Below are 20,558 nucleotides of genomic sequence, written 5' to 3' on the forward strand. Positions count from 1 at the left end.
AAGGATCGGCTTGATGCGCAGCCGCTATGCCGGCCATCCGTTCACCACCCCGACGGCCGAAATCGCTGCCGCGCTCGAGGATGTCAGCATCCCGACCCTGCTGCTGTCGCTCGTCCACATCACCGGCGACCCGCGGTTCATCCGGGACTTCAAGCCCATGGGGATCTTCCTCAACGAGGTCCAGGGGTTCATGTCGGAGGAGGACAAGGCCCGGGCCCGCGCGGCGGCGCTGCCGGTGATCACCGACTACCGGGACCGCGGTTGCCCCGAGCCCGAGCCGCTGAGCCCCGAACTCATCCGCGAAATGATGGACTGGGCCGCCTGCGAACACGTGACCGACGATTACCTGCCGCTGATCCTCGAGGAGATGGACCTCGAGGGCGTAGACCCCCGTCGCCCGGCCGCGCTGCCGGCCGACGCCGCCGCCGAGCTACCGGTCCTGGTGGTCGGGTGCGGCGAATCGGGCATTCTGGCCGGAATCCGCCTCAAGCAAGCCAACATCCCGTTCACCATCGTCGAAAAGAACGCCGGGCCCGGCGGAACGTGGTGGGAGAACAGTTATCCCGGCGCCCGCGTCGATGTCGCGAACCATTTCTATTGCTACAGCTTCGAACCCAACAACAAATGGACTCACTTCTTCGCCGAGCAGCACGAGTTGCAGGACTATTTCACCGAGGTGATGAACAAGCACGACCTCGCCGAGCACATCCGATGGAACACCGAGGTGCTCGCAGCCGAGTGGAACGACGGCGACGGCGCCTGGAGCGTCTCGGTTCGCGGCGCCGACGGCGCGACGACCACGCTCACCGCGCGGGCGGTCATCACCGCGGTCGGGCAGCTGAACCGGCCGAATATCCCCGAATTCGAGGGGGCCGACAGCTTCGAGGGACCGTCGTTTCACTCCGCCGCCTGGGACCACTCGGTCGACCTGACGGGCAAGCGCGTCGCGCTGATCGGCGCCGGCGCCAGCGGATTTCAGATCGCCCCCGCGATCGCCGACCAAGTCGAGCGGCTGACGGTGTTCCAGCGGACCGCCCAATGGATGTTCCCGAACGCCATGTACCACGACGAGGTCGGCGACGGCGTCCGCTGGGCGATGCGCCACCTGCCGTTCTACGGGCGGTGGTATCGGTTCCTCGTGCTGTGGCCCGGCGCCGACAAGGGCCTCGACGCGGCGGAGGGCGACCCGAACTACGCCGATCAGGACTACGCCGTCAGCGACATCAATGCCGCCGCGCGAATGATGTTCTCGCAGTGGATCACCAGCCAGGTCGGCGAGGGCCCGGACTCCCAAGAGCTGTTGGACAAGGTGCTGCCCGACTACCCCGCCACGGGCAAGCGAACCCTGCAGGACAACGGCAGCTGGCTGCGGACACTGCAACGGGACAACGTCGAGTTGGTCCGCACCCCGATCCAGAAGATCGCCCCGCATGGCGTGATCACCGAGGACGGCGTGACCCATGACGCGGACGTCATCGTCTACGCCACCGGGTTCCGGCACACCGACGTGCTGTGGCCGCTGAAAGTTCGGGGCCGCAACGGGATTGACCTGCACGACATGTGGGGGAGTCGTCCGTACGCTCACCTGGGCATCACGGTGCCCGGATTTCCGAACTTCTTCATTGTCTACGGACCCGGAACCCACCTCGCCCACGGCGGCAGCCTCATCTTCCAATCCGAACTGCAGATGCGCTACGTCGACCAGTGCCTGCGGCGCCTGGCGGAGCAGAAGCTGCATTCGATCGAGCCGAAGGCCGAGGCCGCCACCGCGTGGCACGAACGAACACAAACGCAGATCAAGAAGATGGTCTGGTCGCACCCGGCCGTCAAGCATTCCTACTTCAAGAACGCCGACGGCGAGATCCACACCGTCAGCCCGTGGCGCCTCAACGAATACTGGGCCGCGGTGCGCGAGCCCGACTGGTCGCAATTTCTTGTGCGAGAACGAAAGTGAGCACACCAGCATGCGCACGGTAGTCGTCGACGGACCCCGCAACATCCGAGTCGAGACCCGCCCGGATCCCGCTCTGCCCGGCCCGGACGGAGCAATCGTCGAAGTCACCGCCGCCGGCATCTGCGGATCCGATCTGCACTTCTACGAGGCCGACTTCCCGATGCCCGATCCGATCGCGCTGGGCCACGAAGCCGTCGGCACCGTCGTAGAAGTCGGGCCCGAGGTGCGCACGGTCAAGGCCGGCGACCGGGTCATGGTGTCTTCGGTGACCGGCTGCGGCCACTGCCCGGGGTGTGCCACCCGCGATCCGGTCCTGTGCTACTCCGGGTTCCAGATCTTCGGCGGGGGTCTGCTCGGCGGAGCGCAGGCCGACCTGCTCGCCGTGCCCGCCGCCGATTTCCAGCTGTTGAAGACCCCCGAGGGGATCAGCACCGAACAGGCGCTGCTGTTGACCGACAACCTGGCCACTGGCTGGGCCGCCGCCCAGCGCGCCGATATTCCGCTGGGCGGCACCGTGGCCGTGATCGGCCTGGGCGCGGTCGGGTTGTGTTCGCTGCGCAGCGCGCTTTTCCAAGGCGCCGCAACGGTTTTCGCCGTCGATCAGGTCGATGGCCGGCTGGACCGCGCCGCCCGGTGGGGAGCAACGCCGATCAAGGCGCCGGCGGTCGAGGCCATCCTCGCGGCGACGGGGGGCCGCGGCGCCGACGCGGTGATCGACGCCGTCGCCACCGACGCGTCCCTGACCGACGCCCTCAACGCGGTACGGGCGGGGGGCACGGTCTCGGTGGTGGGTGTGCACGACATGAATCCGTTTCCGCTCAACGCTTTGGGCTGCCTGATCCGCAGCATCACGCTGCGGATGACCACGGCCCCGGTCCAGCGGACCTGGCCGGAGTTGATCCCGCTGCTGCGGTCCGGCCGGCTCGACGTCGACGGAATCTTCACCACCACACTGCCGCTGGACGAGGCGGCCAAAGGCTACGCGACCGCCGAGGCGCGGTCCGGCGACGACGTGAAGGTCCTGCTGACGCCTTAACCCGAGCGCGTCGCCGTGATGTATTGCGAGTGCATGAAAGCGTCGATCTTGACGTCGACCTCACGCGGGGTCATCCCATAGCCGGCCTGCAGGTCCAGCGTGTTGCGGACCGGTTCGACCGCCCAGCCGTGCGCGGCGAGCCATTCCGCCGGGTCGGACCGGGGTTCGTAGGTGAGGGCGGAGAAGTCGACGTCGCCGGACATGTTGACCCCGGGATGGTCGGCTTCCAGGGCGGCGAGCTGCCGGCGGTCCAACCGCGATCCCAGCGCGCCGATGGCGATTTGGCTGCCGGTCGCGCTGAGCCCGCCGATGCGGGTGAAGAGCGCGTTCTGGGCCTCGTCGGTCAGATAGGGCAGCACCCCCTCCACCGACCAGGCGCTGGGCGTCTCCGCGTCGAAGCCGGCCGCCTCCAACGTGCGCGACCACTCCGTGCGCAGGTCGGCCCCCACCTCGACGCGGCGGGCCTTCGGCGTCGCGCCCTGCTCGGCCAGGACGCGGGCCTTGAATTCCAGGACCTTCGGCAGGTCGACCTCGAAAACCGTGGTGCCGGACGGCCATTCGAGGCGATAGGCCCGCGAGTCCAACCCGGCGGCGACGATCACCGCTTGCCGGATCCCCGCACCTCCGGCCGAGGCGAAGAAGTCGTCGAAAAACCGGGTTTGCACGCCGTACAGGCGCGGAAAGGCCATCTCGTCGTCGGAGGTTCCGGGATTGGCGAGCACACCGGCCAGGTACGGATCCTGCGAGGCCGCGATGAACGCCTTCGCGTATTCATCCCGGACCAGCGGTTGCGGGCTCACCGCGTGCAGCGCCCGCCATCCCGCGACCAGCAGCGCCGTGTAGCCCACGCCGCTGACGATGTCCCACTGGTCGTCGTCGGAACGAAGCGATCCGAATTCCGGTGTGGTGCTCATGAAAAACCAACGTACCCGTCACAGCTCCAGCAACACCGTGACCGGGCCGTCGTTCACCAATTCGACGTGCATGTGCGCGCCGAACACACCGGTCTGCACCTCGGCGCCCAGCGCTGTCAACGCGTCCGCGAACACCGTCACCAGCGGTTCGGCGACCTCGGCGGGGGCGGCCGCGTTCCATGACGGACGGCGCCCCTTGGCGGTGTCGGCGTACAGGGTGAACTGGCTGACCACCAAGATGGGCGCGTTGACGTCGGACGCGGACCGTTCGCCGGCGAGAATGCGCAGATTCCAGAGCTTTTCGGCCAGCCGGCGCGCCTTGTCGGGATCGTCGCTGTGGGTGACACCGACGAACGCCAACAGGCCCTGGCCGTCCGGCCGGATCGCTCCCACCTCCCGGCCGTCGACCGACACCGACGCCGACGAGACCCGTTGCACCAGAACCCGCATGGCCCTCGATGCTGCCAGGTTCGCCGCGAGAAGGTTGGGTAGGCTCGTCACGTGTCCGTGCTCGTCGCATTTTCGGTCACCCCGCTGGGCGTCGGCGAGGGCGTCGGCGAGATGGTCGCCGACGCGGTTCGGGTAGTGCGCGAGTCCGGCCTGCCCAACAAGACCGACGCCATGTTCACCGTGATCGAGGGCGACAGCTGGGAGCAGGTGATGGGCGTCGTCCAGCGCGCCGTCGAGGCGGTGGCCGCCCGCGCGCCCCGGGTCAGCACGGTGATCAAGGTGGACTGGCGAGCGGGGGCCCACGACGCGATGACGCAGAAGGTCGCCACCGTCGAGCGTTATCTGGCCGGCGGTTAGCCGCGCACCGCGTCCCGGAACGCCCGCTCGGCCGCGTCGCCGTGGACCGCGAACACCACCCTTTCCAGCGAGCTCGCCCGGTGCTGCCGGACGACGCCGACCATCAGCCGAGCCGCGTCGTCGAGCGGAAAGCCGCCCACGCCGGTGCCGAATGCCACCAGCGCGAGCGAGCGGCAGCCGAGTTCGTCGGCCTTGCGCAACGCGGAAGCCGTTGCGCGCGTGATGCTCTCGGCGCAAGTCGGGCCGCCCAGCTCCATCGTCGCCGCGTGGATCACGTAGCGCGCCGGCATGTCGCCGGCGGTGGTTTCGACCGCGTCCCCGAGCCCGATCGGGGCTTTCTCGGTGGACTCGCGTTGCACCTCGGGCCCGCCGGCGCGGGCGATTGCCGCGGCGACACCGCCACCGTGCCGCAGCTGGGTGTTGGCCGCGTTGGTGATCGCGTCGACGTCGAGCCTGGTCACGTCCGCCTGCAAAACCTCGAGCTCGATCATCGGCTCATTGTCGCGCAACGCGTGGCGAAATAGGCTGGTCTGGCTTTCCAGGGAGGCAGGTGAAGCCGTGACTAGCGAGACACCCGCGAACGGCGGACGAGGCGGCGACGCCGGACGAGGCGGCGACGGCGGACGAGGCGGCGACGGCGGACGGGGCGGCGCAGGCGGACGAGGCGGCGACGGCGGACGAGGCGGCGATGGCGGCGCAGGCGGCGCAGGCGGGGCGCCCGGAGCCGGTGGCCAACCCGGCCAACCCGGCCAACCCGGACAGCCCGGTCAGCCCGGTCAGCCCGGCGCCCCGACGGCTAAGGCCTGACGCTCGCCCTCTCGCGGACCAGCGCGTAGAGCCGCCACAAGTCCGGCACGCCCTTGAGCTCGTACTCACCGCGCGGCGCGAACTCGCGCCCGGAGCCCGCCACGATGTCGCGCAAGGTCGAGGACACCAGCACCTCGCTCGGCCCGGCCAGCGCCGAAACGCGCGCACCGATGTGCACCGACAGCCCGGCGACGTCGTTGCCGCGAACCTCGATCTCGCCCGCGTGAATGCCGACCCGCACCTCGACGCCGAGCACACGCACCGCCTCGACGACGGCGTCGGCGAACGAAATTGCGGCGCTGGGACTCACAAACGTCGCGAGGAATCCGTCACCCGCCCGGTTCCTTTCGGTCCCGCCGAATCGCCTGATCTCCCGGCGGACGACGTTGTCGTGCCGGTCGAGCAGATCTCGCCATCGTTGGTCGCCGAGTTCGGCGGCGCGCTGAGTACCGCCGACGATGTCGGTGAACACGATCGTGGTGAGCACGCGCTCGCTGTCGGAGCCCCCGCGAACGCCGGTGATGAACTCCTCGATTTCCCCGAGCATCGGCCCGGCGTCGCCGACCCAGTACAGCGAATCCTCGCCCGGCAGTTCGACATAGCGTGCGCCGGCGATGTGCTGCGCCAGGTAACGACCATTGTCCACCAGGATGAATTGGACGTTATCTCGATGCAGGATAAGGGTTTTCACGCCGATGCGCGGGAGCGTGTCGCGTACGTCGCTCTCGGTCACGACCTTGCTCACGGCACGCGCCATGCTCGGCGACGCCGCGCGGTTGCCGGCGATGTCCCACCACGCCCGAAACGCGTCGTCGCGGGCGACGCTGGGCGCGATGATTCCCAGCACGTCGAACCCCTGTTCAACCGCGTCGGGCTCGATCGCGACGGACGTGAACGGGTCGGTGGCGCTGGGCCGGGCGCCGACGGGGTAGTCGGGCGCCCACAACACCCGCGCGGTGCCGTTGACGATCACCAGGCTGCGCACCCGTTCGGCGTAGTCGGCGGCGAGCACCAGCCCGCTCATCGCGTTGTAGCTTGTCGCCAGGACGGCCGCCTGCTCGCAGCCGACCGCATCCATCACGGCGATCGCGTCCTCGGCCCAGAACTTCGGCCCGATCATCTCCAGCGACGGCACCCGCGACGACAGGCCCATTCCGCGAAAATCGAAGCGGATCACGCGGCTGAACGACGCTAGGCGCCGGTAGAAGCGGTGCAGGGAGGGCTCGGCGTCGATCGAGTCGATCGGTATCGACGGTCCCGCCAGCAAGACCAGGTCGACCGGGCCCTCGCCGAAGACCTGGTAGGCGATGTCGATATCACCGCATTTGGCGTAGCGAATCCGCGGCGCAGACGTCCCGGCCACCGCCTCAGGCTAGTGCAGGCAACCGACACAAGGCACGCCAGTAGGCTCATGCCGGTGAGCGCACGCGCAGGCATCGTCGTCACCGGAACCGAAGTCCTCACCGGGCGCGTCCAAGACGCGAACGGCCCCTGGATCGCCGATCGCCTCCTCGAGCTGGGCGTCGAGCTGGCGCACATCACCATCTGCGGTGACCGCCCGGCCGACATCGAGGCGCAGCTGCGTTTCATGGCCGAGCAGGGCGTCGACCTGATCGTCACCAGCGGTGGGCTCGGCCCGACGGCCGACGACATGACCGTCGAGGTGGTGTCGCGCTTCTGCGGCCGCGAGCTGGTCCTCGACGAGAAAACCGAGCACAAGATCGCCGAGATCCTCAAGAAACTGATGAGCCGCAATCCCGCGTTCCAATCCGCTCTGGACCCCGGCACTTTCGAGTCGATCAGGGCCGCCAACCGCAAACAGGCGATGATCCCCGACGGCGCGCATGTCCTTGACCCCGTGGGCACGGCCCCGGGCGTGGTGGTGCCCGGCAAGCCCACGGTCGTCGTGCTTCCGGGGCCGCCGCGCGAGCTTCAACCCATGTGGCACACGGCAATTGAGACGCCCGCCGCGCAGGAGGCGATCGCCGGACGAACGACCTACCGGCAGGACACGATCCGCATGTTCGGGCTGCCCGAGTCGGGGCTGGCCGAAACGCTGCGGGACGCCGAGAAATCCGTTCCCGGTTTCGAGCGCCTGGAGATCACCACCTGCCTGCGCCGCGGGGAGATCGAAATGGTCACGCGCTACGAACCGGACGCCGCGGACGCCTACGCGCGCCTGACCGAGGTGCTGCGCGAGCGCCACGGAAAGCAGATCTACTCCGAAGACGGCTCGAAGGTGGACGACCTGGTGGCCCGGTTGCTGCAAGGCCGCTGGATAGCGACGGCGGAATCCTGCACCGCGGGCCTGCTGGCGGCGCGACTGACCGATCGGGCCGGGTCCTCGGACTACGTGGCCGGTGGCGTCGTGTCCTATTCCAACGAGGCGAAGGCCCAACTACTGGGCGTCGACCCGGCTCTCATCGAACAACACGGCGCGGTGTCCGAACCGGTGGCCGAGGCGATGGCGGCGGGCGCGCTGAAACGCTTCGGCGCGGACACCGCCGTCGCGATCACCGGGATCGCCGGCCCGGGCGGAGGCACCCCGGAAAAGCCCGTCGGCACAGTATGTTTCAGCGTCATGCTAGGCGACGGCCGTACCGATACCCGGACGCTGCGGCTGCCCGGGAACCGCTCCGACGTCCGCGAGCGGTCGACGACGGTCGCGATGCACCTGCTGCTGCGCATGCTCGGCGCCGCCGAATAGCCTCACGTCATTTCGGTTGGCAGGAAAGCGCTTTCGGAGGTGCCGAAGCGAATCCCCGTGGCATCCTTGCCGATCAGTGTGAGGAACGCCACGGCGATCAGTACCGGCACGATCGTCGCCGCCAAAGCGAAGGGGTAGCCGTGTGACTCGGCCAGGCGTTCCTGGATGGGCAGGTTGAACGCGGCCAACAGGTTGCCGAGCTGGTAGGTCACGCCGGGGTAGAGGCCGCGGATGGCGTCCGGGGACATCTCGGTGAGATGGGCGGGGATGACGCCCCACGCGCCCTGCACGCAGAGCTGCATCAGAAACGAGCCGAGGCACAGCATCGCCGCGCTGTGCGAGTAGGCGAACAGCGGCACGATCGGCAGGCCCAACAACGCGCAGAAGATGATCGTGTAGCGGCGGCCGAACCGCTGCGACATCGTCCCGAAGAACAGGCCGCCGATGATGGCGCCGACGTTGTAGACGATCACGATCAACTTGACGGTCGCGCTGGGCAGCCCGGCGCCGTGATTGCCCGTTGCCCCCAAGAACGTCGGGTAGACGTCCTGGGTGCCGTGACTCATCCAGTTGAACGCGGTCATCAGCAGCACCAGGTAGAAGAATCGCCGGATGATCGCCCCGTCGCGCAGCACGTCGCGGATCCTGGTGCTGGTGAGCCGCATCCGGTCCTGCGCGGCCTCCCACACCTCGGACTCCTCCACCCGGTAGCGGATGATGAGGCTGATCAGTGCCGGGATGATGCTCAGGGCGAACAGCCACCGCCACGACAACCCCAGCCAGTTCATCACCACCAGCGACGCGACGCTCGCCAGCAGATAACCGAACGCGTAACCCTCCTGCAGCAGCCCCGAAAAGAATCCGCGCCGCTCCACCGGAACCTTCTCCATGGCCAGCGCGGCCCCCAACCCCCACTCACCGCCCATGCCGATGCCGTACAGCAGCCGCAGCACCACCAGAACGGTGAAATTGGGCGCGAACGCGCACAGGAACCCGACCACCGAGTAGAACATCACGTCGACCATCAGGGGCAGCCGCCGACCGACGCGGTCCGCCCACAGCCCGAACAGCAGCGCGCCGACGGGGCGCATGATCAGGGTCGCCGTCGTGACGAACGCGACCTCCGCCTTGCTGATATGGAAGGTCTTGGCGATGTCGGCGTAGACGAGCACGACGATGAAGTAGTCGAAGGCGTCCATCGTCCAGCCCAGCAACGCTGCGACGAACGAGTTCCGCTGATCGGCGGTCAACCTCTGTCGAGGACTCTGTCGAGGGCTTCGTGTGGTCACTTCAGCATCGTGCAGTACCGGGCGGCGATGCGCGAGAGTAAGTTCCGGATACATGCGAATCATCGACGCCGACGGACACGTCGCCGAGAACCCCTCGCTGGCAATCGAAGCGATCAAGCGCTGGCCCGACCACGTCAGGCCCAGCACCGACGGGCGGCTGCGGTTGGTGTTCGAGGGCCGCAACTATCCGGAGGACGAGGGGCCCGGCGCCGGTTGCCCGCCCGAGCACGGGATCAGCAAGGCGCCCGACATCAATTGCCGCTCACCCGAGGGCGTGCTGGGCGACGCCGACCGCGATCACATCGACACGATGGTGCTGTATCCGAGCATGGGGCTGTGCGCCCCCAGTCTCGAGGACCCGGAATTCGCCGCGGGATTCTCGCGGCTCTATAACCAGTGGATCGCGGATTACTGCGCCTCCTCGGGGGGCCGGCTGCGCGGCGTGGGGGTCACCCCGATCGAACACGGCCGGGCGGCCATCGACGTGATGACCGAGGCCAAGGAGCTGGGGCTGGTGGCGACGCTGATCCCGCCGGCGCTCAAGACCCGCAACCTCGACCATCCCGACCTCGATCCGTTCTACGCCGCCGCCGTCGAGCTTCAGATGCCGCTGGGCGTGCACGGCGCACCCGGCATTCATCTGCCGAAGATCGGCGTGGACCGCTTCACCAATTACATTCAGGTGCACTGCATCAGCTTTCCGTTCGACCAGATGACGGCGATGACCGCGATGGTCTCCGGCGGCGTCTTCGAGCGGCACCCGCAGTTGCGGGTCGCGTTCCTCGAGGCGGGCGCGGGGTGGGTCCCGTTCTTCATCGATCGGCTGCACGAGCATTACGAGAAGCGGGGCGACTGGGTCGAGCGCGGCTGGCGCCGCGATCCGCACGAGTACCTGGCCGCGGGCAACATCTTCGTGACGTGCGAGCCGGAGGAACCGATCCTGCCCGGCGTGATCGACGTGCTCGGCGCCGACTTCATCATGTTCGCCAGCGATTACCCGCACTGGGACGGCGAATGGCCGGAAAGCACCAAGCACCTGCGAACCCGCGCCGACATCAGCGAGGAGGCGCGCGAGAAGATCGGCGGGCTGAACGCGCAGCGTTTCTACAACCTCAACTGAACCGCACCCGAGCGAGTGGGAGGATTTCCCGCATGGGCCCATTTCTGCTTCGCGCCACATTGAGCGGACTCGCAATGTGGATCGTCACGCTTTTCGTGCACGGCATGAGGTTCGTCGGCGGCAGCACCACGTTGCAGACGATCGGCATCATCTTCGTCGTCGCCGTGATCTTCGGTCTGGTCAACGCGTTCATCAAGCCCGTCGTTCAGATCCTGTCGATCCCGCTGTACATCGTGACCCTCGGCCTCTTCCATATCGTCATCAACGCGTCGATGTTGTGGATCACCTCGTGGATCACGGTGCACACCACCCACTGGGGACTGGAGATCGATCACTTCTGGTGGACGGCGATCTGGGCCGCGATCATGCTGTCAATCGTGAGCTGGGTGCTGTCGCTGGTCATCCGGGACGTCACGCGCGCCTGAGGCGCCCAAACCTTCACCGCGCCCGCCAGCGCGGCGGTCGTTTCTCGGCGAACGCGCGCGGCCCCTCCTTGGCGTCCTCGGTCTCGAAAACTCGGTCGCTGTGCCGGGTTTCGTTGTCGTAGGCAGCCTTGAGGTCGAGCGCCAAACCTTCGACGACCGACTGCTTCGTCGCGAAGACCGCCAGGGGGGCGTTGGCAGCGATGCGGTCGGCGAACTCGTAGGCGGTGTCCATCAGCCGATCCGCCGGGACCACGCGGTTGACGAGTCCCATGGCAAGGGCCCGGTCGGCGTCCACCATGTCGGCCGTCAGCAGCAGCTCCATCGCCAACGGGTAGGGCATCTGACGCGGCAGCCGCACGGTGGTCCCACCGCCCGCGAAGAGGCCGCGCTTGGGCTCCATCACCGCGAAGCGCGCCTCGGGGACGGCGACCCGGATGTCGGTGGACGTCAGCATCTCGAAGCCGCCCGCGACGCACGTCCCGTTCACCGCGGCGACGATCGGCTTGTACACCGGAAACCGGTGCAGCACCGCGTGGATGGCGTCGTCCTTGTTCCACCCCGCGGGTCTGGGCAGGTCGCCGGTGAGTTCGGGGATGAACTTCTTGAGGTCGGCGCCCGTGCAGAAGTCCCGCCCGACGCCGGTGATCACCGCGACCCAGGCCCGTTCGTCGTCGCGGAACGCCGCCCAGGTGTGAGCCAAGTCGCGAAAGTGGGCCATGTCCAACGAGTTTCGCGTCTCGGGCCGGTTGATCGTGATGGTGGCGACGTGATCGTCCAGCCGGTAGTCGATGCTCACCGCGCGGCTCCCTCGACCAGACCCACCACGTCGCGCGCGCACCCCCACGACAGGGTCACGCCGTTGCCGCCGTGGCCGTAGTTGTGCACACACAGTGCTTGTCGGGGAGCCCGCCCGAGGGGCTCGGCTTCCACGCGCACCGACGGCCGGTCGGGACGGAGCGCGGTGATCGTCTCGAGCACCTCGGCCTCGCCGAGTCGCGGCTCGATCCGGCGGCACCGTTGCAGGATGCGGTCGCTCACCGCGGGATCCGGGGTGGTGTCCCAGCGGTCGGGGATGCTGATGCCGCCGCACACCACGCGCTGGGGGTGCGGGAAGAAACAGGTCCATTCCGGACCCTCATCCAGCTCGATAAAAAGTTGCCGCAGACCGGGATTGGCCAGGACGACGTGCTGGCCGAACCGCGGCCGCACGGTGTCGTCGCCCGTCAGAGCTCCTGCGCCGAGCCCGGCACAGTTGACGACGATCGGTGCGGCGTCGGCGACCTCGGCCAACGACGCGACCGGGCGCGCCTCGATTTCGCTGCCGGCCGCGGCCAGGCGCCGGGTCAGGTAGTCCAGGTAGTGCGGCATGTCGATCATCGGCATGGTGGCGCGGAAGCCGGCGCCGAAGCCCGCCGGGACGTCGCCCGAGTCGGCCGGCCGCAGGTCGGGGATGAGCTCGGCCGCCGGCGAGGCCGCCTGCGCTTCGACGAATCCCCCGACCGCCAGCGCCGGCGCCATGCGAACGCCGGTGCCGGGGTCGTCGGCCAGCTTGGTGAACACTTCCAGGGAGTGCTCGCTCCAACGGAGTGTCGCCGCGGCGCGTTCGGCGGGCCGCGGGGGAGCCCATACCGCGCCCGCCACCGCCGAGGTCGTCTGTTGCGGCATCTCGGCCGCCCACACCCGCACCGGCCAGCCCGCCTCGGCCAGCAACACGGCGGACGTCAGACCGCTGACGCCGGCGCCGACGACGATGATCTGCTGGGCGTCACCCGCGTCACTTGCCAATGGCAGCAAGCTCCCGTCAGGAATGGGGGGGTTGCTGGCCGTTCTGGCCGCCGAGCAGCCCGTTGAGAATGCCCAGAGTGCCTTGCACACCCGCGGGCGGCGCACTGGGCGGCACGGCGGCGTCGGGGGTCAGCTGCCAGGGCTGGCAGCCCGTTGTCTTGAAGGACTTGTCGGTCGGATCGATCTGCACGACCTGCGGCTTCTTGCTCATCGCGTTGTCGATGAGGTTGCCGTCGGGGTTGCCCGACCGCTTCCAGTAACAGGTGCCGTCGCCGACGGGACCCGCCGAGCTGTAGATGCCCGGCGCTATGTCGGTTCCGACCGCATACGTGCCGTCGTGGTCGATCGCCGTCTTGGGTGCCGACGCTGGTGACGCGCCCGGCGAAGGTGACGGTCCGGGTGAGGCGGCGGGCGAGGGCGGCGGCGTCGGCTCCGGATCGGCGCCGGCGACTCCGGCGGACATGGCCCAGCACGCAAGGAGCAGCCCGGCACATTGCCCCGCCACGGATGCCTTCACCTTGGACCCCATGAACCAGCAGCTTACCGGCGCGGGCAAGTCATTTCACATCGATGTCGACCGAGCACGGAGCGGAAGGGTCCACGCGTGAACTGCTGCTGGCCACGCTGGCATCAGCGATGTCGTAGCGAGCCCACCCCGCGTTGGCTCCCTGCCCGCCAGTTCCAATTCCGGTCGCCTTCAGCACGGTGATCGGTGTGAGCGGACCGGGGGCAACCCACCCCGCAGGCACCCCGGGTGACGCCGTCACCCGATAGTCGTTGTCGTGGGGCAGCGGGCCGTCATCGCTTTGGCACGCCATTTGATCCGAGGTGTGGGTGGGGGGGTGGGGGGCGTCGTCGGCTCGCGACCTGTCCGATGCCCAACAGTCCGGGCAGAAGCCCCAATAGATGATCTCGGCGCCGTCGAGGTGGAAGCCGTTGGGGTCCGGAACGGATAAGCAGGGCGCCGCACCGGTCGCGCAGTCAACGTCTTCAATCGCCCCACAGGTCCGGCAGACCGTGTGATGGTGGTTGTCGCCCACCCGGGTTTCGTAGCGGGCGACCGAGCCCGGGGGCTGAACCCGTCGCAACAGACCCACGTCGGTCAGCGCGTGCAGGATGTCGTACACGGCCTGCCGCGACACATCGGGCAGGCAGGCGCGCACCGCCCCGATAATGGATTCCGTGTCGGCGTGCGGATTCAATTCCACCGAATGGAGCACCGCGATCCGCGGGCGGGTCACCCGCAGATCGGCCGAACGAAGCCGTTCCGCATAGCGCGCGACCGACGGCACCTCAACCATTCGAAGATCTTTTCTGGAGTTGATCAAGGTCTTGACCCCTTCCGTCGGGCCGGGAAACCCGCGATGTCCGCCGCCCGATGAGAACGGAACTTTCACGGCGGAGCCCACGCTAGGGCGCGTTTTCGCGAAATAGTCGGTTTTCGCACAAATCGCGTCAGCTTTTTGAACCGCGGCTCGCGGCCGCAACCAAACATTCGGTCCGAAGGCCTAAAAGGCTTCCAGTCGAACGAGATTCGATTGCTATATGGACGTACGGTTTGCTAATCGCCGGGTTCGTGTGGCCACTGTGACCAGTCCGCGGGCGGCAACTTACGTCAGCCGGCGCACCTTGCCCGCGTAGCCCAACGCGTGCTCGTACACCTCGAGGTTGTCGCGAGAAATTCTCGCGTGCACGGGACGCTCCAGGAAGAAGCGCAGCACCGGGTTGTAGGCGTGGTACGTCTCGTGGAAGGTCAGCACGGTGGTGCCGTCGGGCTGCTCCTCGAGTTCGTGATAGCCCTCCGCGCGGGACCACAGTGGCGCGCCGACCGCCACATAGCGCGACAACTTATTGACCTCGGCCTCGGTCACGCTCTCCCAGGACCGCCCCTTGCCGCCGGACAGCAGGTACTTGGGAACCGGGAAGATGCAGGTGCGCACCAAGCCCTCGCCCGCCTCGTTGCCTTCGTTGAGGATTTCCATGCTGCCGGTCGGCCACGTGAGCACCCGCGGCCGTGGCGCGTCCGGCGGCACCGGCGGGTGCAGCACCCGCCACACCTTCCTCGGCGGCGCGTCGACATGGAACCGCACGGTGTAGGACTGCATCAGCTCTCTCCAACCAGGCTATCCCCAGGAATCCCAAAAAGTGATCGTCTCCGCTGCCGGCCGCATGGCCGGCCGGAAGTCGGTGCCGATGGTGTAGGCGACCGGGAACAGCGCGGCCTGGGTGGCCGTCGGCGGAATGCCGAGCAACTCGGCCACCTCCTTTTCCCTGGCCAGGTGCATCGTCGTCCACACCGATCCCAGCCCACGCGACCGCAGCGCCAGCAGGAAGCTCCAGCCGGCCGGAATGATCGACGCCCAGGCCGACGCCGCGGTCAGCAGGTTCGAGTTGTCGATCCGGTTGTCCAGACAGGGGATGACGTGCACGGGCACCCGGGCCAGCGTGTCGGTCAGGGCCAGCGCGCCGGCGTACACGCGCTGGGTCTGCGGATCGGACGCCTCCTTGGCCGCATACGCGAGGTACTCGGCGCCGATACTGCGGTAAATGTCGCCGATCGCGGCGCGCTTGTCGGCATCGGTGATCACCAGCCATCGCCAGTCCTGCGCGTTGCTCGCGGTCGGCGCCTGCATCGCGAGCCGGATGCACTCGAGGATCACATCACGACCGACCGGCCGGCTCAGGTCAAGGCGTCTGCGCACCGCCCGGGTGGTGGTCAGCAATTCGTCGACCGAGGCGAGGTCCATCAGGCGAGGTCCATCAGAGGTCGATCGCGCACGACTGGTCGACGCCCAGGACGGTCAGCGAACGCCCCAGGCCCAGGAACACCGCGACGCACAACGTGAGATCGAGGATCTCCTCGTCGGAGAACGACTCCCGCAGCCGATCGAAGAACGCGTCGCCCATCGACGCGTGGTCGGTGGCGAAGCGGTCCGCGTACTCGATGGCCAGGCGCTGGCGCGGGGTGTAGCCGGGGTAGCTGGCGTACGCGGCGACGTTGTCGTACAACTCGGGGGCGACCCCGGCGTCCAGGACCGACTGGGCGCGGAAGTCCGAGCAGGCGACGCAGTCGTTGATCTGAGCGATTCGCATTCGGGCCAGCTCGCGCTCCTCGGGAGGCAGGATGCTCTGCTGGTATGCGCCCCGAATCATCCGCTCGACCATGGAGCCGAGCGGCGGCCGCAGCGACCAGATCATGGCGGCTTCGCCACCGGGGCCATCCGGGACATTGACTCGGGCCATACGTGAACTCCTGCCCGGGGAAGATCGTTACCTAGTGGAGCAAACCAGATTCTCAACTCGGCTGTCTAGGTCGGCGCACGCATGCAATTGTGCGTATGTATACCCGGCGCGGACCCGAAAATTTGGTTGGCTACGGTCCGTTGGTTGAGGGCGCTCATCGGGCGGGCGTCCCGAATGTGGAGGTCTGTGCGTGCTGTTCATGCACGAGGTGCACAAGGTGCGGGGCCGCAGCGAGGACGACTTCGAGGCAGCGTTTCGACAGGGCTGGATGCCCATACTCGCCGCCGGGAGCGACGCGCGGTTGCTGTGGTACGCGAACCAGGCCCATGGCAGTGGACCGGCTTACACGGTGGTCACCGTGACCGCTGTCCGCGACGGCGCGGCCTGGGAGCGCCTGACCACGCGGGTCCAGAAGGGCGATCTGCAGGATTGGATGCGCCACCTCGACGAGCTCCGCCACGAGGTCGACGCCAAGCTGCTGGTCCCGCTGCCGTGGTCGCCGCTGCAGGAGGTGGCCCTCGACGAGGTGCCGGTCGACGGGCGCGAGCACGAGATGAGCCTCTACATGGAAGACACCATGTGGCCCTATGAGGACAAGTTCGAGGAGTACATCGTCAGATGCGGTGAGGTCTACGCGAAGAGCCTCGGCGAGCCGTCGTCCATGCTGACGATGCACGCCGCCTTTCAGCCCGCGCTCGGCAGCCATGTGCGCCGTGAGGTGATCCTCATGCAACGGATCAGCCGGCCGGAGGCGTTGCTCGATCTGCTCCGCACCCACATTCCCGCCGAGTACCGCGCCCCCGGGACGTGGATGTACGACGCCCTGGACCTGCGCGACCAGTGGACCAGCCGGCTGCTGCGCACCTCGACGTGGTCGCCGCTGTATTAGGACCGCGGATGAACACCGGGACGATCCACGAGGCCGCCGCGACCGGCGATCCCACCCGTGCCGCCCTGATCATCGACGGGCGCATCATCAGCTACGCCGAACTGGCGGCGACGGTGCGACGGTGCGCCGCGGCCCTGGCCGCCCGGGGCGTGGTGGCCGGGCAGCGGGTCGCGGTCGTCGACAACGGCAGCCTGCTGTCGATCGCGGCCGTGCTCGGGGCGGCGCGCCTCGGCGCCGCCGCCGCGCTGATGAATCCCGCGTTGACTCCGCCGGAGCTACAGGGACTCCTGACCAACGCCGGATGTGCGGACGTGGCGGTCGCGGGGGAGCAGTACGTCGGGCGGGTGCGCGACGCGGGTGCGCCGACGGTCCTGACGGTCGCCGACCTCACGGACGACGGGCCCGAGCCCCCGCCGACCGCCGGCGACGGGGAAGCCCTTGTCCTGTTCACCAGCGGCACGACCGGACTGCCCAAGGCCGTCGGCATCTCCGCCCGGCAGCTCACCGCCCGGATCACCGGGATGGCCGCGCCGTTCCGGGCGGACGCCGCACCCGCGGTGGGGATGATGTGTGTCCCGTTCTTTCACGTCGGCGGCTCGCTCGGCACGCTCGGCAGTTTGTACTCGGGAAACACCTCGGTGGTGCAGCCGCGCTTCGATGCCGGCGAGTGGCTGCGGCTGGTGGCGGAGCACCGGGTGACCGCCACCTTCATGGTGCCGACCATGCTGCAGCGCATCCTCGATCACCCCGACTTCGCGACCAGCGACCTGACGTCCCTGGTCGCCATCGCGTACGGCGCCGCCGCCGCGCCAATTGCCTTGGTGCGCAGGGCAATGGCCGCGCTTCCTCATGTCGCGTTCGCCAACGTGTTCGGCCAGACCGAGACGCTCGGGGCGTACACGACGCTGCTGCCGCAGGATCACCGCGATCCGGCCCGGGCCGGTTCGGTCGGGCGGCCGCTGCCCGGGGTGGACGTGCGGGTGGTGGACCCCGCCAGCGGTGAGGACGTCGCGCCCGGAACCGTCGGCGAGCTGTGGGTCAACACCACCCAGAACGTCGCTGGGGGCTGGTTGCGCACCGGTGATCTCGCCCGCCGGGATCCCGACGGCTACATCTTCCCGTGCGGCCGGCTGAGTGACACGATCAACCGCGGGGGAGAAAAATTCGGACCGGTCGAAGTCGAGGAGGCGTTGCGTTCGCATCCGGCGGTGAGCGACGTCGCGGTCGCCGGCGTGGCCGACGACGAGCTCGGCCAGCGGGTCGGGGCCGCCATAGTGGCCCGCGCCCCAGTGACACTCGAGCAGTTGCGATCGCACTGCCGCGAGCTGATCGCGTACTTCAAGCTGCCCGAGCGCCTGGCGGTCGTCGATCAGATCCCGTACAACGCGACCGGCAAGGTCAGCCGCGCCCAGATCGCCGCGCTCATCGCGGATAGCGCCTGAAGTCAGGGAGTGCCAGTGCTGTTTCTTCACGAGACCCACAAGGTGGTGGGCGCGCGGGAGGAGGAATTCGAGGCCGCCTACCGCGAAGGCTGGATGCCCACCCTGGCCAACGATGACAACGCGCGACTGCTCTGGTACACCAACCACGCCCACGGTTCCGGGGTGTCCTACAACGTCGTCACCATCACCGCGATCAGCGACGGCGCGGCGTGGGAAAGCCTGGTTCACCGCGCCCAGACCGGCGACCTTCGCCCATGGATGCGCGAGCTGGACAACCTGCGCCACGACGTGATCGGCAAGCTGCTGCTGCCCGTCTACTGGTCACCGCTGCAGACGGTCGACCTGGCGAGCGTGCCCATCAGCGGCGAGACCCACCCGCCGACCATGTTCATGGAGGACACCGGCTGGCCCCACGCGCCTCTGGACGACTACATCCGGTCCTGGGACGAGATCTATTACCGGCCGCTGTCCAAGGCGCCGGCCGGTATGCGCATCCTCGACATCCAGGCGTGCTTCCAGGTGGCCCATGGAAGCTACCGGCGGCGAGAAGCCATGCTGTGGCAGAAGATCGACGACGCCAACAACTACGCGGCCCTGGTTCACCTGCTGACCAAGGAGGTCCCGGCCGAGCACCGGAGGCCGGGCAGCTACATGGTGGAGGCCCTGCAGTTCCGCGACCAGTGGGAGAGCCGCCTGTTGCGCACGTCGGACTGGTCACCCCTGTACTGAGCCCGGCGACTGCGCCCGGTTCAGGATCCTGGCGGCCTCACCGACCATGCCGGCGACGACGTCGGCGGCGGGCTGGACTTGTCGAACGCGCCCGATCGCCTCGCCGATGATTATGGCGGCCGTGTCGAAATCCTCTTCCGCCGTTGCCGTTTCGAACGCTTGCACCGCCTCGGCGACCGAACCTGACAATTGGTCCTCGTTGCCATGCCAGGTGTCCAGGAAGGAGTTGCCCAGCGCCCGCACGGTGTATTCGGCGGGCCAATCAAGCTGCCGCACAACGTCATAGACCCGGGTGCGCACGGTTTCGTCCCCGTTTGCGCCGACGGCGCGCTGCTGGGCCCGCGGCGATACCAGCGCCTCCGGGGTCGCCCAGAACCTGGTGCCCACCAACGCGCCGTCGGCGCCGAGCGCCAGCGCCGCGGCCAGCCCCCGGCCGTCGGCGACACCGCCCGCGGCCACCACGAGCGTTCCGGGCGAGCGCTCGGCCACCAGGTCGACGACGTCGGGCACCAGCGTGAAGGTGGAGCGGACGGTCATTCCGTGCCCGCCCGCCTCGCCGCCCTGGGCCACGACGATCTCGGCGCCGGCGTCGATCGCCCGGCGCGCGTGGTCGAGGTTCTGCACCTGGGCGGTGAGCGGGACTCCGGCCGCGTGGATGCGGTCGGCGTAAGGCCCTAATTCACCGAACGACAACATGATCGTGGCCGGTTGCCGCGCCAGGACCTCGGTGAGCAGCTCGGGGGCGCGGGCCAGGCTCCACGTGATGAATCCGGTTCCGACCCGCGCCCCGCCGGCCTGGTCGAGTTCGCGCCGCAGCCACGCCGCGTCGCCGTAGCCGCCGCCGATGAGGCCCAGGCCGCCGGCCGAGGTCACCGCGGCCGCGAGCCGCCCGCCCGCGACTCCAGCCATCGGTGCGAGCAGGATCGGGTGTCGGATCCCGAAGTATTCGGTCAGGCGGGTGCCGAGGCTCATTGCAGTTCTCCGGTGAGGAACTGGGCCCGGCCATGTCCGAAAGACCAGTCCTCGTCGCCGTTTTCGGTGATCGAAACGATCAGGTCGGCCGGATCGATCCCGCACCGCTCGGACAGCGCGGTCGCCAGCAGTTCATAGAACTTCTCCTTCATCGCCCGCGTGCGCCGCCGGCTCACTACGTGCACGATCACCTGACGGTCCGAACGGGTGATGCCCAGGCCGGTGTCCCACGCGACGATCTCGTGGGCGGGGTGGGTGCGCACCACCTGGTAGCGGTCGCGCGGCGGCACCCCGAACGCGTCGACCACGGCCTCGTGGACGGCGTCCAGCAGCGCCCGAACCTCCGACGGCGTGCGGCCCTCGATGAGGTCGATGTACAGCAACGGCATTTTGTCTCCTCGCGTCTGTGGCCTGCCTACGACGCTAGGTCCACCGACCT

General features: G+C 68.4%; 22 protein-coding genes and 1 pseudogene. 9 read left to right on the forward strand and 14 right to left on the reverse strand.

Features of this window, described 5'->3' with window-relative positions:
• The first annotated feature begins 13 nt into the window (after positions 1-13).
• The gene (locus AC5Y7V_RS13145; RefSeq protein WP_499880467.1) at positions 14-1,954 is read left to right on the forward strand and encodes a flavin-containing monooxygenase; all 1,941 of its coding nucleotides are present in this window, start codon (positions 14-16) and stop codon (positions 1,952-1,954) included.
• Positions 1,955-1,964: 10 nt separating this feature from the next.
• Positions 1,965-2,990, forward strand: coding sequence for an alcohol dehydrogenase catalytic domain-containing protein (locus AC5Y7V_RS13150; RefSeq protein WP_499880468.1), 1,026 nt, complete (start codon positions 1,965-1,967; stop codon positions 2,988-2,990).
• Here the strand turns inward: AC5Y7V_RS13150 and AC5Y7V_RS13155 are convergent.
• Positions 2,987-3,904, reverse strand: coding sequence for a class I SAM-dependent methyltransferase (locus tag AC5Y7V_RS13155; protein WP_499880469.1), 918 nt, complete (start codon positions 3,902-3,904; stop codon positions 2,987-2,989). The two genes, AC5Y7V_RS13150 and AC5Y7V_RS13155, sit on opposite strands and share 4 nt — an antisense overlap.
• 18 nt (positions 3,905-3,922) lie before the next feature.
• A complete protein-coding gene (gene dtd / locus AC5Y7V_RS13160) occupies positions 3,923-4,354 on the reverse strand; it encodes a D-aminoacyl-tRNA deacylase (protein WP_499880470.1) in 432 nt (143 codons plus the stop codon).
• 51 nt (positions 4,355-4,405) lie between these two features.
• Between dtd and AC5Y7V_RS13165 the strand changes: the two genes are divergently transcribed.
• Positions 4,406-4,711, forward strand: coding sequence for an MTH1187 family thiamine-binding protein (locus AC5Y7V_RS13165; protein WP_499880471.1), 306 nt, complete (start codon positions 4,406-4,408; stop codon positions 4,709-4,711).
• On the opposite strand, the gene AC5Y7V_RS13170 is transcribed toward AC5Y7V_RS13165, so the two are convergent.
• A complete protein-coding gene (locus tag AC5Y7V_RS13170) occupies positions 4,708-5,202 on the reverse strand; it encodes a macro domain-containing protein (RefSeq protein ID WP_499880472.1) in 495 nt (164 codons plus the stop codon). The genes AC5Y7V_RS13165 and AC5Y7V_RS13170 overlap by 4 nt on opposite strands.
• 305 nt (positions 5,203-5,507) lie before the next feature.
• A complete protein-coding gene (gene lipJ / locus AC5Y7V_RS13175; protein WP_499880473.1) occupies positions 5,508-6,881 on the reverse strand; it encodes a bifunctional lipase/adenylate cyclase LipJ in 1,374 nt (457 codons plus the stop codon).
• Positions 6,882-6,935: 54 nt separating this feature from the next.
• Between lipJ and AC5Y7V_RS13180 the strand changes: the two genes are divergently transcribed.
• Positions 6,936-8,225: a competence/damage-inducible protein A gene (locus tag AC5Y7V_RS13180; protein WP_499880474.1), complete on the forward strand. Its 1,290-nt coding sequence runs from the start codon at positions 6,936-6,938 to the stop codon at positions 8,223-8,225.
• Between the two features lie 2 nt (positions 8,226-8,227).
• Here the strand turns inward: AC5Y7V_RS13180 and AC5Y7V_RS13185 are convergent, their stop codons facing one another.
• Positions 8,228-9,577, reverse strand: a complete 1,350-nt coding sequence (locus AC5Y7V_RS13185) for an MFS transporter (RefSeq protein WP_499880475.1) — start codon at positions 9,575-9,577, stop codon at positions 8,228-8,230.
• Here AC5Y7V_RS13185 and AC5Y7V_RS13190 point away from each other — a divergent pair.
• Positions 9,567-10,634 carry an amidohydrolase family protein gene (locus AC5Y7V_RS13190; protein ID WP_499880476.1) on the forward strand — a complete coding sequence of 356 codons (1,068 nt, stop codon included), beginning with the start codon at positions 9,567-9,569 and terminating at the stop codon, positions 10,632-10,634. The two genes, AC5Y7V_RS13185 and AC5Y7V_RS13190, sit on opposite strands and share 11 nt — an antisense overlap.
• 32 nt (positions 10,635-10,666) lie before the next feature.
• Complete coding sequence (locus AC5Y7V_RS13195; protein ID WP_499880477.1) at positions 10,667-11,059, forward strand: phage holin family protein; 393 nt, start codon at positions 10,667-10,669, stop codon at positions 11,057-11,059.
• A 13-nt stretch (positions 11,060-11,072) separates the two neighbouring features.
• Here the strand turns inward: AC5Y7V_RS13195 and AC5Y7V_RS13200 are convergent, their stop codons facing one another.
• The 7 genes and pseudogenes from AC5Y7V_RS13200 to AC5Y7V_RS13230 all read right to left on the reverse strand — a co-directional run bounded on the left by AC5Y7V_RS13200 (position 11,073) and on the right by AC5Y7V_RS13230 (position 16,087).
• Entirely contained in the window at positions 11,073-11,855 is a 783-nt protein-coding gene (locus tag AC5Y7V_RS13200; protein WP_499880478.1) for an enoyl-CoA hydratase/isomerase family protein, read from the reverse strand.
• On the reverse strand, positions 11,852-12,844 hold the full coding sequence (locus tag AC5Y7V_RS13205) for an FAD-dependent oxidoreductase (RefSeq protein ID WP_499880479.1): 993 nt from the start codon (positions 12,842-12,844) through the stop codon (positions 11,852-11,854). Before AC5Y7V_RS13205 ends, AC5Y7V_RS13200 begins: the two co-directional genes overlap by 4 nt.
• A 16-nt stretch (positions 12,845-12,860) precedes the next feature.
• Positions 12,861-13,373, reverse strand: coding sequence for an Rv1352/Rv1906c domain-containing protein (locus AC5Y7V_RS13210; protein WP_499880480.1), 513 nt, complete (start codon positions 13,371-13,373; stop codon positions 12,861-12,863).
• 352 nt (positions 13,374-13,725) lie between these two features.
• Positions 13,726-14,145: pseudogene (locus tag AC5Y7V_RS13215) on the reverse strand (Fur family transcriptional regulator); the annotation flags it as partial.
• Positions 14,146-14,454: 309 nt separating this feature from the next.
• Entirely contained in the window at positions 14,455-14,949 is a 495-nt protein-coding gene (locus tag AC5Y7V_RS13220) for an SRPBCC family protein (RefSeq protein ID WP_499880481.1), read from the reverse strand.
• Between the two features lie 18 nt (positions 14,950-14,967).
• Positions 14,968-15,591 carry a nitroreductase family protein gene (locus AC5Y7V_RS13225; protein ID WP_499880482.1) on the reverse strand — a complete coding sequence of 208 codons (624 nt, stop codon included), beginning with the start codon at positions 15,589-15,591 and terminating at the stop codon, positions 14,968-14,970.
• 13 nt (positions 15,592-15,604) lie between these two features.
• Positions 15,605-16,087 (reverse strand): carboxymuconolactone decarboxylase family protein, encoded by a 483-nt coding sequence (locus AC5Y7V_RS13230; protein WP_499880483.1) that lies wholly within the window; start codon positions 16,085-16,087, stop codon positions 15,605-15,607.
• Positions 16,088-16,286: 199 nt separating this feature from the next.
• On the opposite strand from AC5Y7V_RS13230, the gene AC5Y7V_RS13235 reads away from it, so the two are divergent.
• From AC5Y7V_RS13235 to AC5Y7V_RS13245, 3 genes are read left to right on the forward strand one after another with little or no spacing between them, the layout of a single operon-like run.
• The gene (locus AC5Y7V_RS13235; protein ID WP_499880640.1) at positions 16,287-16,976 is read left to right on the forward strand and encodes a hypothetical protein; all 690 of its coding nucleotides are present in this window, start codon (positions 16,287-16,289) and stop codon (positions 16,974-16,976) included.
• A gap of 8 nt (positions 16,977-16,984) precedes the next feature.
• Positions 16,985-18,418: a class I adenylate-forming enzyme family protein gene (locus tag AC5Y7V_RS13240; RefSeq protein ID WP_499880484.1), complete on the forward strand. Its 1,434-nt coding sequence runs from the start codon at positions 16,985-16,987 to the stop codon at positions 18,416-18,418.
• Between the two features lie 15 nt (positions 18,419-18,433).
• The gene (locus tag AC5Y7V_RS13245) at positions 18,434-19,147 is read left to right on the forward strand and encodes a hypothetical protein (RefSeq protein WP_499880485.1); all 714 of its coding nucleotides are present in this window, start codon (positions 18,434-18,436) and stop codon (positions 19,145-19,147) included.
• Here the strand turns inward: AC5Y7V_RS13245 and AC5Y7V_RS13250 are convergent.
• Both AC5Y7V_RS13250 and AC5Y7V_RS13255 read right to left on the reverse strand, forming a co-directional pair.
• Complete coding sequence (locus AC5Y7V_RS13250; protein WP_499880486.1) at positions 19,133-20,119, reverse strand: NAD(P)H-dependent flavin oxidoreductase; 987 nt, start codon at positions 20,117-20,119, stop codon at positions 19,133-19,135. The two genes, AC5Y7V_RS13245 and AC5Y7V_RS13250, sit on opposite strands and share 15 nt — an antisense overlap.
• Positions 20,116-20,508: a tautomerase family protein gene (locus AC5Y7V_RS13255; protein WP_499880487.1), complete on the reverse strand. Its 393-nt coding sequence runs from the start codon at positions 20,506-20,508 to the stop codon at positions 20,116-20,118. The genes AC5Y7V_RS13250 and AC5Y7V_RS13255 overlap by 4 nt, the downstream gene beginning before the upstream one ends.
• Positions 20,509-20,558: the final 50 nt, after the last annotated feature.

The sequence above is a fragment of the Mycobacterium sp. NGS34 genome, from assembly GCF_059812845.1.

Coding starts and splice junctions, on each gene's coding strand:
- AC5Y7V_RS13145 (WP_499880467.1), top strand. CDS start 14: ATGCGCAGCCGCTATGCCGGCCATCCGTTCACCACCCCGACGGCCGAA.
- AC5Y7V_RS13150 (WP_499880468.1), top strand. CDS start 1,965: ATGCGCACGGTAGTCGTCGACGGACCCCGCAACATCCGAGTCGAGACC.
- AC5Y7V_RS13155 (WP_499880469.1), bottom strand. CDS start 3,904: ATGAGCACCACACCGGAATTCGGATCGCTTCGTTCCGACGACGACCAG.
- dtd (WP_499880470.1), bottom strand. CDS start 4,354: ATGCGGGTTCTGGTGCAACGGGTCTCGTCGGCGTCGGTGTCGGTCGAC.
- AC5Y7V_RS13170 (WP_499880472.1), bottom strand. CDS start 5,202: ATGATCGAGCTCGAGGTTTTGCAGGCGGACGTGACCAGGCTCGACGTC.
- AC5Y7V_RS13190 (WP_499880476.1), top strand. CDS start 9,567: ATGCGAATCATCGACGCCGACGGACACGTCGCCGAGAACCCCTCGCTG.
- AC5Y7V_RS13185 (WP_499880475.1), bottom strand. CDS start 9,577: ATGATTCGCATGTATCCGGAACTTACTCTCGCGCATCGCCGCCCGGTA.
- AC5Y7V_RS13195 (WP_499880477.1), top strand. CDS start 10,667: ATGGGCCCATTTCTGCTTCGCGCCACATTGAGCGGACTCGCAATGTGG.
- AC5Y7V_RS13210 (WP_499880480.1), bottom strand. CDS start 13,373: ATGGGGTCCAAGGTGAAGGCATCCGTGGCGGGGCAATGTGCCGGGCTG.
- AC5Y7V_RS13220 (WP_499880481.1), bottom strand. CDS start 14,949: ATGCAGTCCTACACCGTGCGGTTCCATGTCGACGCGCCGCCGAGGAAG.
- AC5Y7V_RS13225 (WP_499880482.1), bottom strand. CDS start 15,591: ATGGACCTCGCCTCGGTCGACGAATTGCTGACCACCACCCGGGCGGTG.
- AC5Y7V_RS13230 (WP_499880483.1), bottom strand. CDS start 16,087: ATGGCCCGAGTCAATGTCCCGGATGGCCCCGGTGGCGAAGCCGCCATG.
- AC5Y7V_RS13235 (WP_499880640.1), top strand. CDS start 16,287: ATGCACGAGGTGCACAAGGTGCGGGGCCGCAGCGAGGACGACTTCGAG.
- AC5Y7V_RS13240 (WP_499880484.1), top strand. CDS start 16,985: ATGAACACCGGGACGATCCACGAGGCCGCCGCGACCGGCGATCCCACC.
- AC5Y7V_RS13250 (WP_499880486.1), bottom strand. CDS start 20,119: ATGAGCCTCGGCACCCGCCTGACCGAATACTTCGGGATCCGACACCCG.
- AC5Y7V_RS13255 (WP_499880487.1), bottom strand. CDS start 20,508: ATGCCGTTGCTGTACATCGACCTCATCGAGGGCCGCACGCCGTCGGAG.